The organism is Sanguibacter sp. Z41_6 (genome assembly GCF_059621145.1).
Genome location: NZ_JCAQIF010000003.1, coordinates 192973 through 218899, shown reverse-complemented (window position 1 = coordinate 218899; position 25927 = coordinate 192973). Strand labels below are relative to the sequence as shown.

The following is a 25927-nucleotide window of genomic DNA, read 5'->3' as shown; positions in this document are numbered from 1 at the left end:
AGCGTGCACAGCGACGTCGTCGAGCTGCAGCGACAGGTCGACGACGTCGTGCGCCTGGGGTACCCGGATCTCCTCGGCGTGTCGGAGCGTGACCTGCGATCCGCGCTCGAGCCGCTCGAGGCCCTGCTGCCGGGGCAGACGACGGGTGCCGGGACCGACCGGGACGACCACGTGCCGCTGGTCCTCGTCCTCACGCAGGTACCGCTTGCCGAGGCCGCGGCGCGGATGACGCTCGGGGACCGGCCTGCACGGCTCATGATCGGACCTGACGAGATCGACGGGTACGTCCCGACGCCCGACGTCGTGCTCCCGGAGCTCGACGCGGCGCCGACGTCCGGCTACCTGCTCCTCGACATCGACACGGGCAGCGACCTGTGCGGGGTGACTCCGGAGGATGCCCTCGGGGTGATCCGGCGCCGGGGACGCACCCCGCTGACCATCGCGGAGGGGATCGCGCTCGTCACGCATCGCCCCGACATGCTCCGTCGCAACCGGTGCTTCTCGTTGCTCGGCTCCCGGCGCGGGGACCAGCGCGTGCCCGCTGTGTGGATCAGCGAGCGGGCTCCGAAGCTCGGCTGGTGCTGGGATCGCAACCCGCACTCCTGGCTCGGGTCGGCGTCCGCGGGTGCCCGCCGCGCGGGGGGACCCAGCAGCACGCCGTAGGACGCGCGCCCGCGAGGGGCGCGCGTCCTACGGCGTCACGGCCGTGGAGTCAGCGCGCGTCCGCCGCCTGCGCGACGAGCGCGCGCTCGACGCCCGCGAGGTTCTCGACGACGAGGCGCCGCAGCGCCGGCGCCGCGGACGGCCGCTCGTCGAGCCATCGCTGGGTGCGCTCGCGGAGGGACTCGTTCGCGAGCGCCGCCGGGTACAAGCCTTCGACGAGGGTCTCCGCGATGTGGTAGCTGCGCTCCTCCCAGAGCCGCTCGATCGCGTCGAAGTACCGCTCCATGACGGGCTCGAGCACGGCCGCGTCGTTGACGTGCCCCAGCCCGACGGTGGTTGCGCGGACGATCGCGTTCGGTACCTCGTCCGAGTCGACGAGGGACGCGAACGCCGCGAGCTTCGCGTCCACCGTCGGGATCGTCGCGCGCGCCCGTGCTGCTGCCTGCTGGCCCGACGCCGTGCTGTCGTCCGCGAGCGTCGCCTCGATCTCGCTCGTGCCGGCACGCCCGCCGAGGACGAGCCCTTCGAGCAGCTCCCAGCGCAGGTCGGTGTCGATCTCGAGGCCGTCGAGACGCGATCCGCCGTCGAGGAGTGCCGCGAGGGTGTCCAGCTGCTCGTCCGTGCTCGTGAGCCCGGCGGCGTACCGGACGAACTGGAACTGCGCGTCGGAGCCGGCCTCGGCCGCCCGGGCCAGGGCCCACAGGGCGTCACCGACCTCCCGGACGGTCGACTCCCGCCGGGCGGGTGCGACGTAGCTGCGTGCCGCGAGGGTCAGCTGTGTGAGCGTGGTGCGGATCGTCGTCGACTCGGTCTCCGTCGCGATGTTGCCGAGCACGAGGCGCACGTAGTCGCTGGCAGGCGTCTCGCCGTCGCGCGTCGCGTCCCAGACGGCACCCCAGACGAGCGACCGCGCGAGCGGGTCGGTGATCTTGGCGAGGTGCTCGGTGGCGACGGCCTGCGACTGCTCGTCGAGACGGATCTTCGCGTAGGCGAGGTCGTCGTCGTTGAGGAGCAGGAGCGCCGGACGCTGGCGCCCGACGAGGTCGGGCACCTCGGTGCGCTCCCCGTCGATGTCGAGCTCGAGGCGGTGCGTGCGCACGAGGGCGCCGTCCTCGAGGTCGTAGCACCCGATCGCGAGGCGGTGCGGACGAATCGTCGGGTAGTCCGCAGGGGCGGACTGGAGGATCGCGAGCGACGTGATGACGCCGTCAGCGTCCACCTCGAGCTCGGGGTGCAGCGTGTTGACCCCCGCGGTCTCGAGCCACAGCTGCGACCAGCGACCGAGATCCCGTCCGCTCGTGGACTCGAGCTCGGCGAGCAGGTCCGAGAGCTCGGTGTTGCCGAACGCGTGCTTGCGGAAGTACTGGGCGACGCCTGCCATGAACGCGTCGATCCCCACCCAGGCGACGAGCTGCTTGAGGACGGAACCGCCCTTGGCGTACGTGATCCCGTCGAAGTTCACGAGGACGTCCTCGAGGTCGTTGATCGTCGCGACGATCGGGTGCGTGGACGGGAGCTGGTCCTGGCGGTACGCCCAGCTCTTCTCCATCGCGGCGAACGTCGTCCAGGCCCCGGTCCACTCCGTGGCCTCGGCGGTCGCGAGGGTCGAGGCCCACTCGGCGAACGACTCGTTGAGCCACAGGTCGTTCCACCACTTCATCGTCACGAGGTCGCCGAACCACATGTGGGCGAGCTCGTGGAGGATCGTCACGACGCGACGCTCCTTGATGGCGTCCGTGACCTTGGACCGGAACACGTACGTCTCGGTGAACGTCACGCAGCCGGCGTTCTCCATCGCCCCAGCGTTGAACTCGGGGACGAACAGCTGGTCGTACTTGGCGAACGGGTAGGCGTAGTCGAACTTCTCCTCGTAGAACTCGAAGCCCTTGCGCGTGGTCTCGAAGATGTAGTCCGCGTCCATGTGCTCGGCGAGGGAGGCGCGGCAGAAGACGCCGAGCGGGATGACGCGGCCGTCGCGGCTCGTGAGCTCGGAGCGCTGGACGACGTACGGCCCTGCGACGAGAGCGGTGATGTACGAGGAGATGACCGGCGTGGGCTCGAACGACCACGTCGCCACCCCGTCTGCGACCGCGACGGGCTCGGGCGTGGGGGAGTTGCTCACGACCTGCCAGGCCGCGGGGGCGGTCACGGTGAACTGGAACGTCGCCTTGAGGTCGGGCTGCTCGAACACGGCGAACACCCGGCGTGAGTCCGGGACCTCGAACTGGGAGTAGAGGTAGACCTCCCCGTCGACGGGGTCGACGAACCGGTGCAGACCCTCGCCGGAGTTGGTGTACGCGGCGTCGGCGACGACGCGCAGCTCGTTCTCCGACTCGAGGTCGCTGAGCGCGATGCGTGAGTCCGCGAACACGGTCGCGGGGTCGAGCGTCCGGCCGTTGAGGACGACCTCGCGCACGGTCGGCGCGATGAGGTCGATGAAGGTGCTGGCTCCCGGAGTGGCGGCGAAGCGCACGACGGTCGTGGATCCGAAGGTCCGCGGCCCTGCTGTGAGGTCGAGGTCGATCTCGTAGGCGCGGACGGTGACGAGCTCGCCGCGCTCGACGGCCTCCGCTCGGGTGAGGTTCTCTCCGGGCACGACTGGCTCCCTGGGGCTCATGGTGCCTGCCGGTCCTGGGTCGCGGACGGGGGGACGGGCACCGGGGTGGGTGGTCGATCGACCACCCCCGATCATTCCACGCGGTCAAGCCGTCCGTGCTACGAATGGACCTGACCTGCACGGCCGACACGGGGAGAGCCATGACCAGCACGGACAGCGCACCGACGACGAGCGCATCCGACGCGCGGACGAACGTCGCAGACTTCTGGTTCGACCCGATGTGTCCGTGGGCGTGGATGACGAGCCGCTGGATCGGTGAGGTCGAGCAGGTGCGGGACGTCACGGTGCGCTGGCACGTCATGAGCCTGTCGGTCCTCAACGAGGGTCGGGACCTGCCACCGGACTATCGCGAGCTGCTCGACGGCGGATGGGGTGCCGTGCGCGTCGTCGTCGCCGCCCAGGTCGAGCACGGTGACGAGGTCGTCAAGCCGCTCTACGACGCGATCGGCACCCGCTTCCACCCGGGCGGTCGGTCTGACCGCCGCGAGGTCGTCGCCGAGGCGCTCGCCGAGGTGGGCCTGCCCGCCTCGCTCATCGACGCCTACGACACCGACGCCTACGACGAGCAGCTGCGCGCGTCGCACGCGGAGGGCATCTCGAAGGTCGGCGAGGACGTGGGCACGCCCGTCGTGGCGTTCAACGACGTCGCGTTCTTCGGCCCGGTGGTGACCCCGGCGCCGAAGGGCGAGGCGGCCGGCAGGCTGTGGGACGGGTGCGTGCTCGTCGCCGGGACACCCGGCTTCTTCGAGCTCAAGCGCACGCGGACCCAGGGCCCGGTCTTCGACTGATGGCGAAGAGCTCGCCAGGGCTGCGGCTGGCGCGTCCCCAGGTGCGGTGGCAGCGGTTCGTCGACGAGGCTCCGGAGCTCGCGTCCCGCGTCCGGGCACGGTTCGAGGCGAACCGTCACCACGTGCTCGCGACGCTCACGTCGGCAGGCTCGCCCCGCGTGAGCGGGACGGAGGTGGCGTGGTGGGCGGAGGAGCTGTGGATCGGGTCCATGCCGGGCGCGCGCAAGGCGCGCGACCTGCAGGCCGATGCGCGCTTCGCGCTCCACTCCAACCCGGGCGACGGGTCCATGGTCGGCGGCGACGCGAAGATCATGGGACGTGCCCGGGAGCTCACGGGCGGTCCGGAGCGGGAGGCGATCGTGGCCATCGCACCGGTGGCGGGCCCGGGGCACGTGTTCCTCCTCGGCCTCGAGCGGGTCGTGCTCACGAGCCTGGCGGAGTCCGGTGACGCGATCGTCGTCGAGACGTGGACGCCGGGTCGACCCGTCGAGGTGGTGCGCCGGAGCTGAGGGCGGTGACGTGCCGACCGTCCGGGGCGCGTGGGATGCTGGTCAGCGGCCGCAGGGCCACATCTCACCGACCTGAAGGAGTTCTGCATGTCTGGCACGACGCCGCCCCGTCCCGGGACCGCGCGAGGGCGACTCGGGGGGCCGCTGATCGCGTTCATCGCGTTCGACGTGCTTCTCGTCGTCGCGGCCGTGTGGCTGGCGGTGTCGATGCTCGGCGGCTCCGGCGACGAGTCCTCCGCGGAGGCCTCGCCCTCGACGTCGGCGTCGGCGCCCACGGAGCCGTCGACCGCGCCCGCGGCTCCTGAGCAGGAGCCGCCGACGGAGGAGGAGGTTGCGCCTGCCGAGCGGATCGTTGCGCCGTCGGGCAACATCGCCTGCGAGGTGAGCGCCGAGGGTGCGCTCTGCACCATCTTCGAGCTCGCGAGCGAGCCTGCTCCCGTCGAGGGGTGCGCGGGGACCGTGGGCTATGTCGTCGAGGTCACGTCGGCAGGTGTGGATGTGCCGTGCGTCACCGGTGACGCACCCGCGGGTGTGCCGACGGACGGTGCCGCGGTGCTCGAGTACGGGCAGGAGGTCGCGGTGGAGCCGTTCGCGTGCACGAGCACCGAGGCCGGCATGACGTGCACGAACACCGGCACGGGCGCAGGATTCACCCTTGCCCGTGCCGGTGTGGCCGTGATCGGTTGACGCCTCACCAGATGCGCACGCGCTCCTCGGGCTCGAGGTAGAGCGCGTCACCGGGGCGCACGTTGTACGTCGAGTAGAACTCGTCGATGTTGCGCACGACGCCGTTGCACCGGAACTCCGCCGGGGAATGGGGGTCGGTCGCCAGGCGCTGCAGTGCCGCCTCGTCGTGCATCTTCGTCTGCCACACCTGGGCCCACGAGAGGAAGACGCGCTCAGCACCGGTCAGGCCGTCGATGACCGGCGCCGAAGCGAGGTCGGTGCCGAGCGAGATCTCGTACGCCTTGAGCGCGATGGACAGGCCCCCGAGGTCGCCGATGTTCTCCCCGATGGTGAGCGCGCCGTTGACGGTGTGCTCGGGGCCGAGCTGTGCGGGGTAGTACGCGTCGTACTGGGCGACGAGGCGGGCGGCACGCGCGTCGAACTCCGCGCGGTCGGACGACGTCCACCAGTCCTGGAGGCGTCCGGCCCCGTCGTACTTGGAGCCCTGGTCGTCGAAGCCGTGCCCGATCTCGTGCCCGATGACGGCACCGATACCCCCGTAGTTGGCGGCGTCGTCGGCGTCGGGGTCGAAGAAGGGCGGCTGGAGGATCGCGGCGGGGAAGACGATCTCGTTCATCGACGGGTTGTAGTAGGCGTTGACGGTCTGGGGCGTCATGTGCCACTCGTCGCGGTCGATCGGGGTGCCGATCTTCGCGAGCTCGCGGTCGAGGTCGACCTCGTTCGACCGGCGGACGTTGCCCACGAGGTCGGCCGGGTCGATGAGGAGTGCGGAGTAGTCCCGCCACTTCGTGGGGTACCCGACCTTCGGGTTGAACGCGGCGAGCTTCGCGAGCGCCTTCGTCCGCGTCTCCTGACCCATCCAGTCGAGGTGCGTGATCGACACCCGGTACGCCTCGATGAGGTTCTTCACGAGGACGTCCATCCGCTCCTTGTGCGTGGGCGGGAAGTGGCGGGCGACATAGATCTCCCCGACGGCCTCGCCCAGTGCTCCCTCGACGAGGGACACACCACGCTTCCAGCGGTCGCGGACCTCCTGGGCTCCGGAGAGCGTGCGTCCGTAGAAGTCGAAGTTTGCCTCGACGAGCGCCTCGGACAGGTACGGGGCGCGCGCGCTGACGAGGTGGTAGACGAACCAGGCCTTCCAGTCGTCGAGGGGCTCGGACTGCCAGAGCTCTGCGAGGCCGGTGAAGAACTCCGGCTCGCGGACGACGACGGCGTCGAAAGCACCGGCGGGAGCGCCGATCGCCGTCGTCCACGCGTGCCAGTCGAACCCGGGCGCGCTCTGCGCCACGGCGTCGAGCGTCATGGGGTTGTACGTGAGCTCCGAGTCGCGGTCACGGACGACGTCCCAGTGGTGTCCGGCGAGCCGGGTCTCGAGCGCGAGGACCCGCTCCGCTCCGGCGGTCGCCGTCGCGTCGTCGTAGGCGCCCGAGAGGCGGAGCATCCGCGCCACGTGGGCGGTGTACTGCGTCCTGATCTCGGCGTACTTGTCATCGCGGTAGTAGGACTCGTCCGGCAGGCCAAGGCCTGCCTGGTACAGGTGGACGACGTAGGTGTCGGGATCCTTCGCGTCGTTGTCCACGTAGAATCCGAAGGCTCCGGCTCCACCGGTGCGCTGCAGGGTGCCGAGGAGGTGGGTGAGCTCGGCCCGGTCCTGCACGGCCGCCACGAGTGCGAGCTCGTCCTCGATCGGTGCGACGCCGAGGGCCTCGATCCCTGCGGCGTCCATGAAGCTCGCATACAGCCCACCGATCTGGGCCGCGACACCGGTGAGGTCCTCGGTCCCGGCGGCACCGAGCTCCTCGATGATCGTGCGCACCTGCTCCTCGGCCTCGTCGTGCAGCGTGCGGAAGGCGCCGTCGGCGGCCCGGTCCGCCGGGATGACGTGGGTGGCGAGCCATCGGCCGTTGACGTGGCGGTAGAGGTCGTCCTGCGGGCGGGTGTCGGGGTCGAGCGCCGAGAGGTCGATCCCGGAGTGGAGTGCCGGCCCCCGGCCGGTGTCTGTAGAGGTCATTGACCCAGGTTAGGCGTATGCGGTGGCACGGCGCGTGCTGCGGCATGATGGTCCTATGCGCGTTCACATCGCTTCTGACCATGCCGGGTTCGAGCTCAAGACGGCTCTTGTGGCGCACCTCGGCGCCGCCGGCCACGACGTCGTCGACCACGGTGCCCACGAGTACGACGCCCTCGACGACTACCCGTCGTTCTGCTTCTCCGCGGGAGAGGCGGTCGTCGCCGAGCCGGGGAGCCTCGGCGTCGTCATCGGCGGCTCCGGGAACGGCGAGCAGATCGCCGCGAACAAGGTGCGCGGGGTGCGGGCCGCGCTCGCCTGGAATCTCGAGACGGCGCGCCTGGGCCGTCAGCACAACGACGCGAACGTCGTCGCGATCGGTGGGCGTCAGCACTCCGTCGAGGAGGCGTTGTCGTTCGTCGACGCGTTCCTCGCCGAGCCGTTCAGCGGCGACCCGCGCCACCAGCGTCGGATCGACCAGCTCGCGGCGTACGAGTCCTCGCACTGACCGCGACGCGCGCCCGTGCCTGAGGGCCACACGGTCCACCGGCTCGCGAGGACCTTCGAGGATCTCTTCGCGGGCCAGGTCGTGGCTGTCTCGAGCCCCCAGGGTCGGTTCGCTGCTGGCGCCGCGCTGCTCGACGGGCAGGTCCTCGTTGTGAGCGAGGCGTACGGCAAGCAGATGTTCCTCGCGTTCCGGCCGCCGGGAGCGGGAGAGCGCACGAGCAGGTCGCGTCCGCCCGCGGGCAGGGTCGCTGACTTCCCTGACGTGCGGTGGCTACGGGTCCATCTCGGTCTCTACGGTGCCTGGACCTTCTCGAGCGACGGCAGCGCCGCCGTCGTGCACGCGATCGGAGCCCCCCGCAAGCGCGTGGGGGAGGGCGAGCAGGCGCTGGGCGCGGACGGTCCGCGTCCGGACGGCGGCGCCTGGCAGCCGCCTGAGCCACGGGGGCAGGTCCGGGCGCGGTTCAGCTCGGAGCGCGCCGTCGCTGATCTCACGGGCCCGATACGGTGCGAGGTCGTCACGTCGGAGGAGATGGACGCCGTCGTCGCGCAGCTCGGGCCCGACCCCCTGCGCGCGGACGCGGTGCCCGAGCGGTTCGTCGAGGCGGTCGTCCGCTCACGGTCGTCGATCGCCGTGCTGCTCATGGACCAGGGCGTCGTCGCGGGGGTCGGGAACATCTACCGCGCCGAGGTGCTCTTCCGGGCGGGGTTGGACCCGGCCACGCCCGGCCGGCTCGTCCCGGCCGAGGTCCTCGACGGGATCTGGACGGATCTCGTCGGCCTCATGGAGGACGGGGCCCGTACCGGCGCGATCGTCACGACACGCCCGCAGGACCGTGATGCCCCGGCAGGGGGGCGCACGCAGCCGGACCCGCCGGCCCGCCGCGGGCGACGCCGGACGCGGCAGAACACGGACGGGCGACCGGGCGGTGTCCCGGAGGACGAGTCCTTCTACGTCTACCACCGCGACGGTCTGCCGTGCCGGGTGTGCGGGACGACCGTCCTCGTGCGAGAGGTTGCCTCCCGGGCCCTGTACTGGTGCCCGCGCTGCCAGTCGTGACCCGTCCGGGCCCCTGGGGCGGCGCCCCGGCTGGTCCGCCCGACCGGGGTCCGTCCACGGGGCGGTCGTAGGGTGGACCCATGGACGAGGAGTACCTCGAGGCTGTGCTCGACGCCGTCGACGCGGTGCCGGCCGGGTCAGCCACCTCGTACGGCCGCGTCGCGGAGGTCGTCGGTGGGGCGCTCGGCCGAGGCGGACCGCGACAGGTCGGTGCCGTCCTGCGGCACGCCGGCGGAGGGGTGCCGTGGTGGCGGGTCGTCGCTGCGTCAGGTCTTCCGCCCGCGCACAAGCGGGCCGAGGCGCTCGAGCGGCTGCGCGCCGAGGGATGTCCGCTGACGCCGGACGGCAGGGTCCGGTGGTCGGCTCTCGGAGCGGGAGGACCCCGCCCCGCGCGGTCAGGCGGAGAGCTCGGCGACCGTCCGTAGCGCGACGTCGTCCCCCTGGACGACGAGGGTCGTCACGGCGGTCGCGCGCCACGCGTCGAGCTCGGCGGCGATCTTCTCCCGGGGCCCGACGAGGGCGATGTCCTCGACGAGGCCGGTCGGCACGGCGCGTGCGGCCTCGTCCCGCCGGCCTGCCAGGTAGTGGTCCTGGATCTCGTCGCAGGCGTCCGCGTAGCCGAGCCGGTCGATGGCGTTGCGGTGGAAGTTGGCTCCCTTCGCGCCCATCCCGCCGACGTACAGGGCGAGGAAGGGCCGGACGGCGTCTGCCGCACGCTCGACGTCGTCGTCCACGACGACCGGCACCGTGGCGCTGACCTCGAAGTCCGCGGCGGGCGAACGCTCAGGGGCGCGCACGGCGAACCCCTCGTCGAGCATCCCGCGGAACTCCGCGTCGAGGCGCGGTGCGTAGAAGAGTGGGAGCCACCCGTCCGCGATCTCGGCCGCCAGGGCGATGTTCTTGGGCCCTTCGGCGGCCAGGTGGATCGGCAGGTCGGCTCGGCGGGGGTGGACCGTCGAGCGCAGGGGTTTGCCCAGGCCGGTGACGCGCCGGCCGGAGGCGGTCGCGTCGGTGAGCGGTAGCGGGTAGTGCGGCCCGGTGCTGGTGACGGGTCCCTCGCGGCGCAGCACCTGGCGGACGATGTCGACGTACTCGCGCGTGCGGGCGAGGGGCATCGGGTAGGGCTGCCCGTACCATCCCTCGACGACCTGCGGGCCCGAGACCCCGAGGCCCAGGATGAACCGCCCGCCCGAGAGGTGGTCGAGCGTGAGCGCGGCCATGGCGGTCGCCGTCGGGGTCCGGGCCGACATCTGCATGACCGCGGTCCCGAGGCGGATCCGCCGCGTGGCTGCCCCCCACCAGGCGAGCGGGGTCAGGGCGTCCGACCCGTAGGCCTCCGCGGTCCAGACGGAGTCGACGCCGAGCGCGTCGGCCGCGAGGACCGCGTCGGCGACCCCCGGGGGTGGCCCGGCCGACCAGTAGCCGGTGTGGAACCCGGTGCGCATGCGTGCTCCTCGTCGTCGAGGTCGGGACCGCGGTCATCTGCAACTGGCGGTACTGGGTACCTGCCCGATGCTACACGGCGCTGCCAGGGGCGCGGTCACGGGCAGCCAGGGTGTTGAGGAGCGCAGCGGCCGTGCCCGCGTCGTCGACCGTGACGACGAGGACCCGGTCGCCGGTCCGGGTGACGCTCAGGGCCTCTCCCGCGCGCAGGACGATGCCGACGCGACCGGTGCCGTCGGTGCGCCAGCCCCATCCGCCGAAGTCGCGCAGCGGACGGACGGTGACGACCTCGGCACGGACCACCTCGTCGAGCGGGACGGTGGTGCGGGGGAAGCCGAGCGTCGAGCGGACGTCGAGGCCGGATGTGCTCACCCGCACCTTCCACCGGCTCATCGCGAGCAGGAGCAGCGCGACGAGGGCGGGAACCACGAGCATCCACCACATCTGGGTGATGACGGCTGTGATCGTCGTCAGCAGCACGGCGAGGCCGCCGACGACGAGGGAGGACGGGCTGGTGGCCGTGGCGAACCACACGGCTCGTTCGTCTGCGGCGATCGGCAGCCGAGCGGCGTCCGGGGAGACGGCGTCGGTCGTCGGTTGCGCCGGGTCGCCGGGCGTCGCCCACGCGACGAGGCCACCGACGACGAGCCCGGCCGCGAGGGACAGGGCGAGGCTGCTGCCGACACCGGGTGCGGCTGTCGCGTCCGCCAGGCCCCGCTGCACGTCGAACGTCGTGAGCGTCGCGGTGCCGAGCAGGGCTGCGAGGCCCGCGCTCGTCCCGTTGGCCAGACGGCGGGTGGACGCCGCGTGCCCGGCGAGGAGACCGAAGGCCCAGGCCGCGACGGCGAGCACGGCCCCGACGAGCACGGGGGCGAGGAGCGCCGTGGTGAACGACCCGAACCCGTCGGGCCCGGACGCGTTCCAGTGCATCGCGACCGGGTCGGGAAGCTCGTGGCGCCAGGTGAGGGCGACGGTGACGGTCGAGGCGGTCAGTGCCACCGGGACGCCGAGCGCGAGCAGGGTGGTGGAGAGCCGGTGACCGGGGCGGCTCGTGCCGCCCGACTTCCCGGGTGTGTCCGTCGCGGGTCTGTGCGAGGCAGGTCCGTTCATCGCAGTGCCTCCTTGAGCAAGGCTGTGGTGGTGTCGGGGGAGAGGTCGAGGGCGCGGGACTCGCGCACGACCGCGTCGATCGCGCGGCGCAGCGGCGTGAAGTCTGCGCCGGCCCGGTCTGTGACGACGGCCCCGCGCCCCCGGCGCAGGTCGATGAGGCCGTCGTCCCGCAGCTCCTGGTAGGCGTGCAGCACGGTGTGGACGTTGAGGTCGAGCGACTCGGCGAGCTCGCGCGCCGAGGGCAGTCGGTCGCCGGGCGCGAGCTCGCCGCGAGCGACGCCCAGCCTCACCTGGGTCACGAGCTGGTCGAAGAGCGCCTCGCTGGCGCTCGCGTCGATACGGAAGAGCATGACCCAAGAGTACTTGTTCTAGTGCAACTAGCGCAATGGTGAGGGGTGGCGGACGGCCACGGTCAGGATCCGCCCCTTCCGGCCGGCGCCCGAACGCCGACGAGGGCCGCCGCAGGAGCGGCGGCCCTCGTCGGGACAGCGGGAGCGTGCGGCGCCGGTGGGCCCCGGCACGGCGGACGGTCAGATGAAGATCGCGGGATCCTCGCAGTGCTCGACCGCGGGGGAGCGCGTCGGACGGGCGCGGACCACGGCCGGGACGCCGACGGCCACGGCGCCGCCGGGGACATCCTTCACGACGACGGCGTTCGCGCCGATCTGCGCGTCGTCCCCCACCCAGACGGGACCGAGGACCTTGGCGCCGGCTCCCACGACGACCCGGTCGCCGAGCGTCGGATGGCGCTTGCCGTGCGTCATGCTGCGGCCGCCGAGCGTCACGTTGTGGAACAGCGTGACGTCGTTCCCCACGACGGCGGTCTCGCCGATGACGACGCCCATGCCGTGGTCGATGAACAGGCGCCGCCCGATCGTCGCAGCTGGGTGGATCTCCACGCCGGTCGCCGACCGCGCCGCCTGGGAGACGAGACGCGCGGGGAGCCGCAGCACGGGGTGCGACCACATGCGGTGGGTGAGGCGGTGCGCCCACAGTGCGTGCACACCGGGATAGGCGAGCGCCACCTCGACGGCCGTACGCGCGGCCGGGTCCCGGTCCCGTGCGGCCTGGAGGTCCTCACGCAGGAGCTTCCATGCTTTCACCAGTCGTGCCATGCGTGTGCCGTCCTGTCCCTGTGCAGCGGTGGTCGGTCGGGGTGGGGCGGCGCGGCGCGCCACCCCACCCGACGGGTCAGTCCAGCAGGTCGGCGTAGAGGATCGACGTGAGGTACCGCTCACCGAATGACGGGACGACCACGACGATGAGCTTGCCGGCGTTCTCGGGACGCTTGCCGATCTCGAGCGCTGCGTGGATCGCGGCACCGGAGGAGATGCCGACGAGCAGGCCTTCTTCCCGGGCGGCGCGGCGTGCGACCTCGACAGAGGTCTCAGCGTCGACGTCGAAGACCTCGTCGTACACCTCGCGGTCGAGGATCTCGGGGACGAAGTTCGCGCCGATCCCCTGGATCTTGTGCGGCCCGGGAGCGCCGCCGTTGAGGATCGGCGACTCGGCCGGCTCGACGGCGATGACCTGCACGCTGGGCTTGCGCTCCTTGAGCACCTGGCCGACCCCGGTGATGGTGCCACCGGTACCGATGCCGGCGACGAAGATGTCGACCTCGCCGTCCGTGTCGGCCCAGATCTCCTCGGCTGTCGTGGCGCGGTGGATCGCGGGGTTGGCCTCGTTCGCGAACTGGCGGGCGAGGATCGAGCCGGGACGCTCCGCGGCGATCTCGTTGGCCTTGTTCACCGCGCCCTTCATGCCCTCGGAGCCCGGCGTGAGGATGAGTTCCGCACCGTAGGCACGCAGCAGTGCGCGCCGCTCCTTCGACATCGTCTCGGGCATCGTCAGCACGACGTTGTAGCCCCGTGCGGCACCGACGAACGCGAGCGCGATGCCGGTGTTCCCGGACGTGGCCTCGATGATCGAGCCACCGGGCTTGAGCTCTCCGGAGGCCTCGGCGGCGTCGATGATCGCCACGCCGATGCGGTCCTTCACGGAGTTGGCCGGGTTGTAGTACTCGAGCTTGGCGACGACGGTCGCGCCCACGCCCTCCGTCAGGCGGTTCAGCCGGACGAGCGGGGTGTTGCCGACGAGCTTGGTGACGTCGTCATAGATGCGTGCCATGGTGGGTCCTTTTCTTGGGGGGAGGGGCGACAGCCAGAAAACCGGTGTGCAGGTGGCGCGAGGGCCTGGAGGTGGTCGCCAGGAGCGGCTCATGCCGATCCACGGGGAGCCACGGACGTGCCGGACCGGGCGTGCACGGGAACGTGTGCCGGTCGGCGTGCCAGGGGGTTCGCGGTGGATCGGGGGCCGCGTCTGGTGACGGGGGATGGAGCGCTGACGGTGCCCGGGCGGGCAGCGGTCACCGCTCTACAGACACCGACACCGTGCGCATGCGGACGGAAGACGCACGGGAGCGAGGAGGGCCTCGAGGGTGGAGACGGTGCGGGGAGTGGCGGCGAGCACGTCGAGCGGCGCGGTGACGACCTGCAGCCTCACGGTGCTTCCTCTCGCCGACGGTCCTGGACAGCCCTTCCGGCGACTCTATCGACGCCGGTACTGCTCTGCAACGCTTCCGAGGAGCCTGCGGCCCGTGGAGAACGGCTGCAGGACGGTGGAGCGGGCGACGAGAATCGAACTCGCATCATCAGTTTGGAAGACTGAGGCTTTACCACTAAGCTACGCCCGCGCTGGACCTGTCACCGCCGCGGTTCCCGGAGGGCGTCCGCGCCGAGACCGGCGAGCACACTTTAGCAAAGGATCGTCGGCCCCCGCGCCTTTGTCCCGGGTGCGCGTCGCTGTCGTGTCCGGTCGGGCGGTCGTCGGGACCCGATCAGCCCTCTACACTTGCCCGAGTGCCCGCGCTGATGCGGGCCGGTCCGCCCGCACGTCGCGCCGTCCCCATCACGGAGAAGCGCGTCGTCCGAGACGGACGGGGTGTGGCGCAGGTTGGTAGCGCGTCCGGTTTGGGACCGGAAGGTCGCAGGTTCGAATCCTGTCACCCCGACAGCAGCAGCACGATGTGGCGTACCATCTACTGGTTGCTCGTGGGCGGTCGCCCGGTCGCGAGCGGACGGATCGTCGCCCGTCGGCGGTGGGGCCGAACCCGCCACAGAGCCGAGAACCTCAGAATGCTCATGCAGGGCAACCGCATGTCACCGACCAGTTGGAGATCATCGAAGTGAAGAGCGCTGTCGAGACCCTGGAGCCGACCAAGGTCAGGCTGACCGTCGAGGTGGAGTACGACGAGCTCAAGCCGAGCATCGATCATGCGTACAAGCACATCGCCCAGCAGGTCTCCATCCCCGGTTTCCGCAAGGGCAAGGTGCCGCCGCGCATCATCGACCAGCGCGTCGGGCGCGGAGCCGTCCTCGAGCACGCCATCAACGAGTCGCTGTCCGGCTTCTACCGCCAGGCCGTCAACGAGACGAACATCCGTCCGCTCGGCCAGCCGAGCGTCGACGTGACGCAGGTCCCTGACATCAGCGAGACCGACGGTGGCCTGCACTTCACCGCCGAGGTCGAGGTGCGCCCCGAGCTCGAGCTCCCTGAGCTCTCCGGCATCTCCGTGACGGTGGACGACATCGAGGTCACGGACGAGGACGTCACCGAGCGGCTCGACGCGCTGCGCGAGCGCTTCGGCACCCTCGTGGGCGTGGACCGTCCCGCGGCCGAGGGCGACTTCGTCGTGCTCGACCTCACCGCCAAGGTCGAGGGCGACGAGGTCGACTCGGTCTCCGGCGTGTCCTACCAGATCGGCTCCGGCAACATGCTCGAGGGTCTCGACGAGGCGCTCACCGGCCTGTCGGCCGGAGAGTCGACGACGTTCGTCGCACCGCTCGCCGGTGGCGAGCACGAGGGCAAGGAAGCGGACGTCACCGTCACCGCGACGACCGTCAAGCACCGCGACCTGCCCGAGGCGGACGACGACTTCGCGCAGCTCGCGAGCGAGTTCGACACCCTCGAGGAGCTCACCGCGGACCTGCGTGAGCAGGTGGCCAACGCCAAGACGTCGAACCAGGCCGTCCAGGCGCGGGACCAGCTGCTCGCCGCGCTCACGGCCGTCGAGGTCCCGCTGCCCGCGGGCGTCATCGAGGCCGAGGTGCACCGTCACCTCGAGGGCGAGAACCGCCTCGAGGACGAGACGCACCGTGCCGAGGTCACCGAGGAGACGCAGTCCGCTCTGCGCAACCAGATCGTCCTCGACATCCTCGCCGAGCAGCTCGAGATCAAGGTCGCCCAGAACGAGCTGCTCGACTACCTCGTGAACGCCAGCCGCCAGTACGGCATGGACCCCAACACGTTCATCAAGACGATCGACGAGAACGGCCAGATCCCTGCGATGGTCGGGGAGGTCGCACGTTCGAAGGCGCTCGCTGTCGCGCTGCGCCAGGTGAGCGTCGTCGACAACGCCGGCAACGCCGTGGACCTGTCCGACTTCATCGGCTCCGACGAGGACGACGCAGCGAGCGACGCTCTCGACGTCGCTGGTGACGACGACGACGTCGTCGTGGACGCGGACGTCGAGCAGCAGGACTCCGAGCAGCAGGATGCCGACGCCGAGGGCGACAAGGCCTGACCGAACGGTTCGTCGCTCCACGCGGAACTGCCCCCTGCTCCTTCGAGCAGGGGGCAGTCGGCGTCTCCTGGGTGCACCGGCTGCCCCGACGGACCTGAACACGGGCGAAGTGCGCCCAAAGCGAAACACGGTGCTGCAGGGACGGGCGGGCGGTGCTCAGCGCGTTAGGGTCACTGCAACGCACGGCAAGCAGTGAAGCGATGGGAGACGGCGTGAACGAGCAGATGCCAGTAGCAGCACGTGGTGACGTGGCCGGCCTGGGATTGAACGACAGCATCTACAACCGGCTCCTCAAGGAGCGGATCATCTGGCTCGGCTCGGAGGTGCGCGACGAGAACGCCAACGCGATCTGCGCGCAGATGATGCTGCTCGCCGCGGAGGACCCGGACAAGGACATCTACCTCTACATCAACTCGCCCGGTGGATCGATCACGGCGGGCATGGCGATCTACGACACCATGCAGTTCATCCAGCCCGACGTCGCGACCGTGGCCATGGGCATGGCCGCCTCGATGGGGCAGTTCCTGCTCTCCTCCGGTGCCAAGGGCAAGCGTTACGCCACCCCGCACGCCCGCGTCATGATGCACCAGCCCTCCGGTGGCATCGGCGGGACCGCGACGGACGTCCGGATCAACGCCGAGCTCATCCTCCACATGAAGCGCGTCCTCGCGGAGCTCATCGCGGAGCAGACGGGCAAGAGCGTCGAGCAGATCCACACCGACTCGGACCGCGACCGCTGGTTCACCGCGCCGGAGGCGCTGGAGTACGGATTCATCGACCACGTCGTGACCCACGCCGACTCGGTCGCCGGGGGCGGCGGGACGACCGGTTCCTGAACCGGCTCACACCGCACGCGACCCCGCACCGACATCGAGGAGTAACCCCATGAGCATCGAGTCCCAGTTCATCTCCACCGCGCAGCGCCTCGCCGGCGCCGGCGGTACGGCGCTGCCGTACGGAGCGCCGTCGTCGCGGTACGTCCTGCCCAACTTCGAGGAGCGCACGCCGTACGGCTTCAAGCGCCAGGATCCCTACACGAAGCTCTTCGAGGACCGCATCATCTTCCTCGGCGTCCAGGTCGACGACGCGTCGGCTGACGACGTCATGGCGCAGCTGCTCGTCCTGGAGAGCCAGGAGCCCAACCGCGACATCATCCTCTACATCAACTCGCCGGGTGGCTCGTTCACGGCCATGACGGCGATCTACGACACGATGCAGTACATCACGTCGCAGATCCAGACCGTCTGCCTCGGCCAGGCTGCCTCGGCCGCGGCCGTCCTGCTCGCTGCCGGTGCTCCGGGCAAGCGCCTCGCCCTGCCGAACGCGCGGGTGCTCATCCACCAGCCGGCGATGGAGGGTGGCGGCTACGCGCAGGCTTCCGACATCGAGATCCACGCGAACGAGCTCATCCGCATGCGCGAGTGGCTCGAGGCGACGATCGCGCTCCACACGGGTCGCGAAGAGGCTCAGGTCCGCAAGGACATCGAGCGCGACAAGATCCTCAGTGCCCGTCAGGCGGTCGAGTACGGGATCGTCGACCAGGTGCTCGAGAGCCGCAAGCCGCTCATCGCCAAGAAGGCCTGATCGCCCTTTCATCCGGATGAAGAGGCACCACCGGAGCGCCATGCTGACATCGGCGCCCCGGTGGTGTGCAATGGTGTGACACATACTGTCGCGACGGTGCCGTCCGTCGGGAACGTGGCACGAGCCGCAACCCGCCTCGTCCGAGGCGAACCGGGAGGAGAGCGCAGTGACCCGAATCAGTGATGGTGCGGACCTGCTGAAGTGTTCCTTCTGCGGGAAGTCCCAGAAGCAGGTCAAGAAGCTCATCGCGGGACCTGGGGTGTACATCTGCGACGAGTGCATCGACCTCTGCAACGAGATCATCGAGGAAGAGCTCACCGAGGCGGCGGAGACCGGCATGGTCGAGCTCCCCAAGCCGCGGGCGATCTTCGACTTCCTCGAGGAGTACGTCATCGGCCAGAGCGGCGCCAAGAAGTCCCTGGCCGTCGCGGTGTACAACCACTACAAGCGGATCCAGGCGGGTTCCACAGCGCGCTCGGTCGGTGACGAGGCGGGGCAGGTCGAGCTGGCGAAGTCGAACATCCTGCTCATCGGCCCGACCGGCTGCGGGAAGACGTACCTGGCGCAGACCCTCGCGAAGATGCTCAACGTCCCGTTCGCCATCGCTGACGCCACGGCGCTCACCGAGGCCGGCTACGTGGGCGAGGACGTCGAGAACATCCTCCTCAAGCTCATCCAGGCCGCCGACTACGACGTGAAGAAGGCCGAGACCGGGATCATCTACATCGACGAGGTCGACAAGATCGCCCGGAAGTCGGAGAACCCGTCGATCACGCGGGACGTGTCGGGGGAGGGCGTGCAGCAGGCGCTGCTGAAGATCCTCGAGGGGACGACGGCGTCGGTCCCGCCCCAGGGCGGACGCAAGCACCCCCACCAGGAGTTCATCCAGATCGACACGACGAACGTCCTGTTCATCGTCGCCGGAGCCTTCGCGGGCCTCGAGGAGATCATCTCCTCGAGGGCTGGCAAGCACGGGATCGGCTTCGGAGCGCCCCTGCACTCCGCCGATGACACAGAGGCGTACGACGACGTCATGCCGGAGGACTTGCTGAAGTTCGGGCTCATCCCCGAGTTCATCGGTCGGGTTCCCGTCATCACCACGGTGACGCCGCTCGACCAGGAGGCGCTCGTCCGCATCCTCACGGAGCCGCGCAACGCGCTCGTCAAGCAGTACCAGCGGATGTTCGAGATCGACGGCGTGGAGCTCGAGTTCACCGACGACGCCGTGTCGGCCATCGCGGACCAGGCGCTCCTGCGGGGAACCGGGGCCCGTGGGCTCCGAGCCATCATGGAAGAGGTCCTCCAGCAGGTGATGTTCGAGGTCCCGAGCCGCGACGACGTCGAGCGCGTCGTGGTCAACCGGGAGGTCGTGCTCGAGAACGTCTACCCCACGCTCGTGCCGCGCAAGCAGCGCTCGAAGGGCGCGCCCCGCGAGAAGAGCGCGTGATCGTAGAGTGAGACTGATGGATCCGCCCCGCATGCCGACTGGCATGCGGGGCGCTTCTGACAGAGGGTGGAAGGGTCCCGGGCTACACGTCGTCGCGGGTCCGTGATCCGGCGGCGTGCGGCCCACCTCCCACGAGATTTCGAGGTGTGACCGGATGAAGATCGACTGGCTCAAGCCCCTCATCGGCCGTAAAGAACCGTTCACCGCGGTGTACATGGACGCCACCCGCGCGGGTGAGTCCTCAGACCTAGAGGTCGAGAACCGATGGAAGGGGTTGCGGCGGACGCTGGAGCGCCAGGGCGCCCAGCAGGACCTGCTCGAGGAGCTGGGGGCCACCCTGCTGCGACCCACCCGGGTCGCCGGACCGCACGGCAGGTTCGTCGTCGCGGCCGAGGGTGAGATCGTCATCGACAAGATCCTCGTCAACCCGCCCGTCCGGGACGAGGCGGCCCACGGGCCGCTCCCGTGCCTGTTGCCCGCCGCCCACGCGGCGGACGAGTCCGTGGCCCGGCTCGTCGTCGAGGTGAACCGGGAAGGCGCTGACCTCACGTTCGTCGACTCCGCGCGTGCTCTCGGGGGCAGCCTCGAGGAGATCCGCCGTGCCTCGGTGACCGGCGGGCACGACGAGCTGACCAAGGCGAGCGCGGGCGGCTGGGCGCACCGGCGGCTCGAGAACCGCGCCGAGGACTCGTGGGAGCGCAACGCGGAGGCCGTCGCAGCACAGATCGACCGGCTCGTCGAGGTCCAGGACCCGGAGCTCGTCATCCTCACCGGGGACGTGCGGGCAGTCGCTCTCGTGTGCGGTGCGCTCGGGAAGAAGGCCAAGGAGCTGGTCGTCGAGGTACCCGGTGGCTCGCGGAACGACGGCGTCAAGGACGACGTGTTCCGTGACCGGCTCGACGTCGTGCTCGAGGAGTTCCGTGCGCGCCGTCGCGACGTCGTCCTCGACCGGTTCCGCCAGGAGCACGGGCGGGACGGGGCAGCGGTGTCGAGCCTCGCCGACGTCGTGTCCGTCCTCCAGCGTGGTCAGGTGTCCGAGCTGATCTTCTACTACTCGGAGGCGCACTCCGCCGACCGCCTCGGCGACCAGATGCTGTGGATCGGCCCTGAGGTCCTGCAGATCGCCTCCACCCAGGAGGAGCTCGCGGACATCGGCGTGACCGAGGGTGGGCGGCAGGTGCGTGCCGACGTCGCACTCGTGCGGGCGGCTCTCGGTCAGGACGCCGGCCTGACGTTCGCGGAGGACGAGAGCGTCGACCTTCCGGACGGGGTGGGTGCCGTCCTGCGGTGGCACGACCTGAGCACCCCCAGCGACACGGGCGTGCCGAGCCTCTCGTCGGACTCCGGGCGACTGCGCGACGTCGGCTGAGCATCGGCGCTGGCCCCGCGTCCCGATGGTGGGGGCAGGAGTGCCGACGAGGAGGAACGCCGCACGGCGTTCCTCCTCGTCGGCACGTGTCAGTCTGCGGTGGGCGGCTGGTTCGTCGGGTCGAGCACGCGCTCGAGGAACGCGCGGGTCCGGGCGTGCGTCGGGGCCCCGATGACCTTCTCGGGATCGCCCTCCTCGACGATGACGCCACCGTCCATGAACACCACCCGGTCCGCGACCTCACGGGCGAACGCCATCTCGTGGGTGACGACGAGCATCGTCATGCCCGCGTCGGCAAGAGCCCGCATGACGGAGAGCACGTCGCCGACGAGCTCCGGGTCGAGCGCCGACGTCGGCTCGTCGAACAGCATGAGGCTGGGGTCCATGCTCAGCGCGCGGGCGATCGCGACGCGCTGCTGCTGGCCCCCGGAGAGCTGGGACGGGTGGGCGCCGGCCCTGTCGGCGAGCCCGACGCGGGCAAGGTTGGCGAGGGCGGTCTTCTCGGCCTCGGCACGCGACCGGCGCAGGACCTTCCGCTGGGCGACGACGCAGTTCTGCAGCACCGTCTGGTGCGTGAAGAGGTTGAACTGCTGGAAGACCATGCCCACCCGCCGCCGGACACGATCGATGTCGACGTCGGGGTCGGTGATCTCGGTACCGAGCACCGTGACGGTCCCGGCCGTGGCCTCCTCGAGCTGGTTGACGCAGCGCAGCAACGTCGACTTGCCGGAGCCGGACGGGCCGATCACGCACACGACCTCACCCGGTGCCACGTCGAGGTCGATGCCGCGCAGGACCTCGACGTCGCCGAACGACTTGCGGAGGCCGCGGATCTCGATGACGGGCGCTGCCCCCTCGGTCGCGGCGTCGTCGGTCACCGTGGCAGCGGGCGTGTCGGTCATCGGCGTGCTCCCTTGCCGGTCCAGCGTTCGAGCATCCGCGCGAGGAGTCCCAGCGGGATGGTGATGCACAGGTAGGCGATCCCGATGACGAAGAGCCCGGTGAGCCCGCCGCCGCCGCCGCTCGTCAGTGCGTCACGGCCGAGCTTCGTCAGCTCGAGCTGTGATCCGCTGAGGCCCATGAGGAACACGAGCGAGGTGTCCTTCGTCAGCAGGATGATCTCGTTCGTCATCGGCGGCAGCACGATGCGGAACGCCTGCGGGATGACGACCGTCACCAGGGTCCGCGTGTGCGACATGCCCAGCGACCGGGCGGCCTCCACCTGTCCCTTCGGCACGGCCTGGATACCGGCCCGGATGGTCTCAGCGATGTACGCGGCGGCAACGACACCGAGCGCGAGCGAGGCCTTGAGCGTGAAGGACTCGATGCGGATCCCGAGCGCGATCGGTACCGCGTACGCGAACGACAGGACGACGAGGAGCGCCGGGATGCCCCGGAAGAACTCGATGTACGCCGTCGCCAGCCACCGGTAGACCGCGACGGTCGACAACCGCATGAGGGCGAGGACGATGCCGAGGCTCAGCCCGACGGCGAACGCACCGAGGGTGTAGACGAGAGTGTTCTTCAGGGCGTGCGGGACGTCCGGCAGGAGTGCGCGCGCAGCCTCGACGTTGAAGATCGACTCACCGATGCGGTCGTAGTCGAGCGAGGTGAGCACGACGACGAGCACCACGAGCAGGATGACGTACTGGACGGCGCGGGACGCACGCGCCCGCTTGCGGGGGCTCCACCGCGCCCGCGGGGTCGCGGGCGCGGTGGTGGTGGAAGTTGTCTCCACGATGCTCAGCTCTCGTCGGGCGACAGGCCGATCCACTCCGTGTAGATCGCGTCGTAGGTGCCGTCCCCCTCGATCCGCTGGAGGGTGTCGTTGACGGCGTCGAGCAGCTCGGTGTTGTCCTTCTGGACACCCATGCCGTACTGCTCGCCGGTCGCGAAGTTCGCCGCGACCTCGTAGCCCTCGGCCACGAACGGCCCGAGCGCTGCGACGTCGTTGATGACCGCATCGACCTCGCCCGACTGCAGCGCGCTGACCTGGAGCCCGATGTCGTCGTACTCCCGCGTGGCGATGCCGTTCTCCTGGGCCCAGGCGAGACCCGTGGTCGCGACCTGGACACCGACCGTCGCGTCCGCGAGGTCCTCCACCGTCTCGAGCTCGGAACCGGCGGGGACGAGCAGGCCCTGGTCGGCGTCGAAGTACGGGTCCGAGAGCGCGAGGTTCGCGGCGCGCTCGTCGGTGATGGTCAGCGCGGAGATGACGAGGTCGCACTGGCCCGACTCGAGTGCCGCACCGGACTCGATGGCGTCGAACTGTGAGGCGACCGTCGCGAGCTCGAGGTCGAGGTCGGAGGCGACCTCCTGGACGATCGCGATGTCGAAGCCGACGATCTCACCGTCCTGCTCGAACTCGAACGGCTCGTACGGGACGTTCGTGCAGACCGTGAGGGTGCCGGCGGTGACGGGCGTGAACCCGGCGTCGGACTCCGTCGTCGAGCCGGAGTCGTCGGAGCTGCAGCCGGCAAGGAGCAGGGTGGTGGCCGCGAGGGCGGCGACGGTCAGGCGGGGGGTGTGCATGGGACTCCTCGTGAGTATGGGGACGGCAGTGGTCGCTGGCCGGCGGCGCGGGGTGCGTCCGACGGACCAGGGCCAGCCAGCGGCACGGGTGGGCTCTGACGAGAATCTCGACGGTCGCCCACCAGGGTTCCGCCGCCGGACCTCGGCGAACGGCACCGTACCGCCCGGATGTTTCCACTATGTGAGCGGATGGACGGGGTACGCAAGGTTCAGGCGCGCGGCTGACGCGGCTGCTTCGCCTCCGCTTCGCCGAGCTCGCTGTGCACGACGACGATGCCGCCCTGCACGGCCGGGTCGCCCTGACCCTCGGAGAGCACGAGCTCGCCGGTGACCCGCCCGGCGCCGCGCAGGTCCACGACGGCCGAGGCGACGGCGTCGCGGGCGGCTGCGGGGACGGCGAGCTCCACCGCGAGCAGCGGTGTGCGCATGGAGACCTTGGCCTCGGACTTGATCTTGCGCAGGACCGCCAGGGCGTGGCCGGCCGCGGTGAGCGCCGCCGGGTCTGCGTCGCCGGCCGCTGCGCGCAGCCCGTCGCTGACGGGCCACGTGGCGTGGTGCACGGAACCCTCCCGCCACCACGACCACACCTCTTCGGTCGCGAAGGGCAGGACGGGCGCGAACAGGCGTAGGAGCGTGTCGAGCGCGATGGCCAGGCCGGCGCGCGCGGAGAGCGTCTCGGCGGACGGGTCGGTGGCGCCCGCCCCGTAGGCACGGTCCTTGACGAGCTCGAGGTAGTCGTCGCAGAACGTCCAGAAGAACGTCTCGGAGACCTCGAGGGCCCGCGTGTGGTCGTAGGCGACCAGCGCGGCGGTGGCCCGCTCGACGACGTCGGCGAGGCCGGCGAGCATCGCCCGGTCGAGCGGCTCCGTGACGAGGGACGGGTCGAGCGACACCTCGCCCTCACCGGCGAAGGAGAGCGCGAACTTGCTCGCGTTGAGGATCTTGATCGCGAGTCGGCGGCCGATCTTCATCTGACCGATCTCGAACGCGGCGTCAGTCCCGAGCCGCGCGGACGCGGCCCAGTAGCGGACGGCGTCGGAGCCGTGCTCCTCGAGCAGGCCCATGGGGGTGACGACGTTGCCCTTGGACTTGCTCATCTTCTTGCGGTCGGGGTCGAGGATCCACCCCGAGATCGCTGCGTCGCTCCAGGGCAGGCAGCCGTGCTCGAGGTGCGAGCGGACGACGGTCGAGAACAGCCAGGTGCGGATGATGTCCTGACCCTGGGGGCGCAGGTCCATGGGGAACACACGCGAGAAGAGGTCCGGGTCTGTGAGCCACCCACCCGCGATCTGCGGCGTGAGCGAGGACGTCGCCCACGTGTCCATGATGTCGGGGTCGCCGATGAACCCGCCGGCCTGGCCGCGCTGGTCCGCCGTGTAGCCGGCGGGCACGTCAGAGGACGGGTCGATGGGCAGCGACGCCTCGTCGGGCACGATCGGCGCATCCCACTGCGGCTCACCGGCGGCGTCGACGGGGTACCACACCGGGATCGGCACACCGAAGAACCGCTGGCGGGAGACGAGCCAGTCCCCGTTGAGGCCCCCGACCCAGTTGCTGTAGCGGACGGCCATGAACTCCGGGTGGAAGTTCAGCTCGTCGCCGCGCGCGAGGAGCGCAGCGTTGAGCTCGGCGTCGCGCCCGCCGTTGCGGATGTACCACTGGCGGCTGGTGACGATCTCGAGCGGCTTGTCGCCCTTCTCGAAGAAGTTGGCCTTGCGCTGGGTCGCGACCGGCTCGCCCAGAAGATCGCCGGACTCGCGCAGGGCGTCGACGACGGCGGTGCGGGCGGCGAACGTCGTGCGGCCGACGAGCTCGCCGAAGAGGGCGGTCCCGCGCTCCGAGGTGATCCATTCCGGCACGTCGCGCGTCATCCGTCCGTCGCGGTTGAGGACGGAGCGTGTCGGCAGCTGCAGCTCGCGCCACCACTGCACGTCGGTGAGGTCGCCGAAGGTGCAGCACATCGCGATGCCCGCACCCTTGTCGGGCTCGGCGGCGGGGTGCGCGAGGACGGGCACCTCCACGTCGAACAGGGGGGAGCGGACCGTCGTGCCGAACAGGTGCTGGTAGCGCTCGTCGTCCGGGTGGGCGATGAGGGCGACGCACGCCGGCAGCAGCTCCGGACGCGTCGTCTCGATGACGACGGGTGTTCCCGTCTCGTCCGCAGCGTGGAAGGCGACCTTGTGGAAGTGGCCGGGGTAGTCGCGCGCCTCGAGCTCGGCCTGCGCGACGGCCGTCTGGAAGGTCACGTCCCACAGCCCGGGCGCCTCGGCCTGGTACGCCTCACCACGGGCGAGGTTGTGCAGGAAGGCGGTCTGTGCGACGGCCTGGGCCGACCGGCCGATGGTCTGGTAGTGGTGCGACCAGTCGACGCTCAGGCCGAGGTAGCGCCACAGCGCCTCGAACTGCTGCTCGTCCTCGGCGGTGAGCCGCTCGCACAGCTCGACGAAGTTCTTGCGGCTGATGGGCTGCTGGTCGGCAGCCTTGACGCTCTTGCCCTCGGCGCCCTGGAGCGGGGGCTCGTAACCCTCGACGTACGGCAGCGACGGGTCGCACCGCACCCCGTAGTAGTTCTGCACCCGGCGCTCGGTGGGCAGGCCGTTGTCGTCCCACCCCATCGGGTAGAACACCGACTTCCCGCGCATGCGCTGGAAGCGCGCGACGACGTCGGTGTGCGTGTAGCTGAAGACATGGCCCACGTGCAGCGAGCCCGAGACGGTCGGCGGGGGAGTGTCGATCGAGAAGACGCCTGAGCGCTCCGCGGTGCGGTCGAACGCGTAGGTGCCCTGCTCGGACCAGCCCGCGTCCCACCGCTGCTCGAGGCCGTCCAGGCTGACCTTGTCCGGGACCTGGCGGACCGTCGCGACGAGGTGCGTGCGGCGCTCCTGCGCCTGGGAGGAGTCTGCGGGCACAGCGGCGTCAGGAGATGAGCTCATGGGCCACCATCTTTCCAGACGCACGGGTCAGCGCGTGCACGCCCGGGGAACTTCTCCCCATCGCGTCCCGGTGCGGGGGGTGGTTGCA

The 25927-nt window shown here is 70.7% G+C and carries 23 protein-coding genes and 2 tRNA genes; 13 read left to right on the top strand and 12 right to left on the bottom strand.

The genetic code is table 11. The annotated features are described in order from the left end of the window. Positions 1-3 precede the first annotated feature (3 nt). Entirely contained in the window at positions 4-663 is a 660-nt protein-coding gene (locus tag AC54T1_RS08605; RefSeq protein ID WP_496911681.1) for a DUF5701 family protein, read from the top strand. Between the two features lie 49 nt (positions 664-712). Here the strand turns inward: AC54T1_RS08605 and pepN are convergent, their stop codons facing one another. Continuing rightward, positions 713-3259, bottom strand: a complete 2547-nt coding sequence (pepN, locus tag AC54T1_RS08600) for an aminopeptidase N (protein ID WP_496911680.1) — start codon at positions 3257-3259, stop codon at positions 713-715. Positions 3260-3420: 161 nt separating this feature from the next. Between pepN and AC54T1_RS08595 the strand changes: the two genes are divergently transcribed. The 3 genes from AC54T1_RS08595 (at position 3421) to AC54T1_RS08585 (ending at position 5264) form a co-directional block, all read left to right on the top strand. Next, the gene (locus tag AC54T1_RS08595) at positions 3421-4068 is read left to right on the top strand and encodes a mycothiol-dependent nitroreductase Rv2466c family protein (protein ID WP_496911679.1); all 648 of its coding nucleotides are present in this window, start codon (positions 3421-3423) and stop codon (positions 4066-4068) included. Continuing rightward, entirely contained in the window at positions 4068-4577 is a 510-nt protein-coding gene (locus AC54T1_RS08590; protein ID WP_496911678.1) for a pyridoxamine 5'-phosphate oxidase family protein, read from the top strand. The genes AC54T1_RS08595 and AC54T1_RS08590 overlap by 1 nt, the downstream gene beginning before the upstream one ends. Positions 4578-4664: 87 nt before the next feature. After that, the gene (locus AC54T1_RS08585) at positions 4665-5264 is read left to right on the top strand and encodes a hypothetical protein (RefSeq protein ID WP_496911677.1); all 600 of its coding nucleotides are present in this window, start codon (positions 4665-4667) and stop codon (positions 5262-5264) included. A gap of 4 nt (positions 5265-5268) precedes the next feature. Here AC54T1_RS08585 and AC54T1_RS08580 read toward each other — a convergent pair whose 3' ends face one another. After that, positions 5269-7278 (bottom strand): M13 family metallopeptidase, encoded by a 2010-nt coding sequence (locus AC54T1_RS08580; protein WP_496911676.1) that lies wholly within the window; start codon positions 7276-7278, stop codon positions 5269-5271. Positions 7279-7333: 55 nt separating this feature from the next. Between AC54T1_RS08580 and AC54T1_RS08575 the strand changes: the two genes are divergently transcribed. From AC54T1_RS08575 to AC54T1_RS08565, 3 genes are all read left to right on the top strand, one after another. Beyond that, a complete protein-coding gene (locus AC54T1_RS08575) occupies positions 7334-7783 on the top strand; it encodes a ribose-5-phosphate isomerase (protein WP_496911675.1) in 450 nt (149 codons plus the stop codon). Between the two features lie 15 nt (positions 7784-7798). Further along, on the top strand, positions 7799-8839 hold the full coding sequence (locus AC54T1_RS08570; RefSeq protein ID WP_496911674.1) for an Fpg/Nei family DNA glycosylase: 1041 nt from the start codon (positions 7799-7801) through the stop codon (positions 8837-8839). 80 nt (positions 8840-8919) lie between these two features. Then, positions 8920-9264 (top strand): MGMT family protein, encoded by a 345-nt coding sequence (locus AC54T1_RS08565; RefSeq protein WP_496911673.1) that lies wholly within the window; start codon positions 8920-8922, stop codon positions 9262-9264. Here AC54T1_RS08565 and AC54T1_RS08560 read toward each other — a convergent pair. From AC54T1_RS08560 to AC54T1_RS08535, 6 genes are all read right to left on the bottom strand, one after another. Continuing rightward, positions 9235-10284, bottom strand: coding sequence for an LLM class F420-dependent oxidoreductase (locus AC54T1_RS08560; protein ID WP_496911672.1), 1050 nt, complete (start codon positions 10282-10284; stop codon positions 9235-9237). The genes AC54T1_RS08565 and AC54T1_RS08560 overlap by 30 nt on opposite strands. A 70-nt stretch (positions 10285-10354) precedes the next feature. After that, a complete protein-coding gene (locus AC54T1_RS08555) occupies positions 10355-11392 on the bottom strand; it encodes a DUF1648 domain-containing protein (protein WP_496911671.1) in 1038 nt (345 codons plus the stop codon). Further along, complete coding sequence (locus AC54T1_RS08550; RefSeq protein ID WP_484345210.1) at positions 11389-11742, bottom strand: GntR family transcriptional regulator; 354 nt, start codon at positions 11740-11742, stop codon at positions 11389-11391. The genes AC54T1_RS08555 and AC54T1_RS08550 overlap by 4 nt, the downstream gene beginning before the upstream one ends. Before the next feature lie 180 nt (positions 11743-11922). Continuing rightward, on the bottom strand, positions 11923-12507 hold the full coding sequence (gene epsC / locus AC54T1_RS08545) for a serine O-acetyltransferase EpsC (protein ID WP_484345211.1): 585 nt from the start codon (positions 12505-12507) through the stop codon (positions 11923-11925). Between the two features lie 76 nt (positions 12508-12583). Further along, complete coding sequence (cysK, locus tag AC54T1_RS08540) at positions 12584-13519, bottom strand: cysteine synthase A (RefSeq protein ID WP_484345212.1); 936 nt, start codon at positions 13517-13519, stop codon at positions 12584-12586. A 491-nt stretch (positions 13520-14010) separates the two neighbouring features. Continuing rightward, positions 14011-14084, bottom strand: a tRNA-Gly gene (locus tag AC54T1_RS08535). 244 nt (positions 14085-14328) lie between these two features. Here AC54T1_RS08535 and AC54T1_RS08530 point away from each other — a divergent pair. The 6 genes from AC54T1_RS08530 to AC54T1_RS08505 all read left to right on the top strand — a co-directional run bounded on the left by AC54T1_RS08530 (position 14329) and on the right by AC54T1_RS08505 (position 20374). After that, positions 14329-14402, top strand: a tRNA-Pro gene (locus AC54T1_RS08530). Positions 14403-14576: 174 nt separating this feature from the next. After that, positions 14577-15974: a trigger factor gene (tig, locus tag AC54T1_RS08525; RefSeq protein ID WP_496911670.1), complete on the top strand. Its 1398-nt coding sequence runs from the start codon at positions 14577-14579 to the stop codon at positions 15972-15974. Between the two features lie 212 nt (positions 15975-16186). Further along, positions 16187-16810 carry an ATP-dependent Clp protease proteolytic subunit gene (locus tag AC54T1_RS08520; protein ID WP_484345214.1) on the top strand — a complete coding sequence of 208 codons (624 nt, stop codon included), beginning with the start codon at positions 16187-16189 and terminating at the stop codon, positions 16808-16810. 49 nt (positions 16811-16859) lie between these two features. Beyond that, positions 16860-17558 carry an ATP-dependent Clp protease proteolytic subunit gene (locus tag AC54T1_RS08515; RefSeq protein WP_484345215.1) on the top strand — a complete coding sequence of 233 codons (699 nt, stop codon included), beginning with the start codon at positions 16860-16862 and terminating at the stop codon, positions 17556-17558. Positions 17559-17724: 166 nt separating this feature from the next. Further along, positions 17725-19005, top strand: coding sequence for an ATP-dependent Clp protease ATP-binding subunit ClpX (gene clpX / locus AC54T1_RS08510; protein ID WP_484345216.1), 1281 nt, complete (start codon positions 17725-17727; stop codon positions 19003-19005). Between the two features lie 154 nt (positions 19006-19159). After that, a complete protein-coding gene (locus AC54T1_RS08505; protein WP_496911669.1) occupies positions 19160-20374 on the top strand; it encodes a baeRF2 domain-containing protein in 1215 nt (404 codons plus the stop codon). Between the two features lie 89 nt (positions 20375-20463). On the opposite strand, the gene AC54T1_RS08500 is transcribed toward AC54T1_RS08505, so the two are convergent. The 4 genes from AC54T1_RS08500 to valS all read right to left on the bottom strand — a co-directional run bounded on the left by AC54T1_RS08500 (position 20464) and on the right by valS (position 25839). After that, positions 20464-21276, bottom strand: coding sequence for an amino acid ABC transporter ATP-binding protein (locus AC54T1_RS08500; RefSeq protein WP_496911668.1), 813 nt, complete (start codon positions 21274-21276; stop codon positions 20464-20466). Next, on the bottom strand, positions 21273-22121 hold the full coding sequence (locus tag AC54T1_RS08495) for an amino acid ABC transporter permease (protein ID WP_496911861.1): 849 nt from the start codon (positions 22119-22121) through the stop codon (positions 21273-21275). Before AC54T1_RS08495 ends, AC54T1_RS08500 begins: the two co-directional genes overlap by 4 nt. Continuing rightward, complete coding sequence (locus AC54T1_RS08490; RefSeq protein WP_496911667.1) at positions 22118-22906, bottom strand: transporter substrate-binding domain-containing protein; 789 nt, start codon at positions 22904-22906, stop codon at positions 22118-22120. Before AC54T1_RS08490 ends, AC54T1_RS08495 begins: the two co-directional genes overlap by 4 nt. Positions 22907-23115: 209 nt before the next feature. Beyond that, entirely contained in the window at positions 23116-25839 is a 2724-nt protein-coding gene (gene valS, locus AC54T1_RS08485; protein WP_496911666.1) for a valine--tRNA ligase, read from the bottom strand. Positions 25840-25927 lie beyond the last annotated feature (88 nt).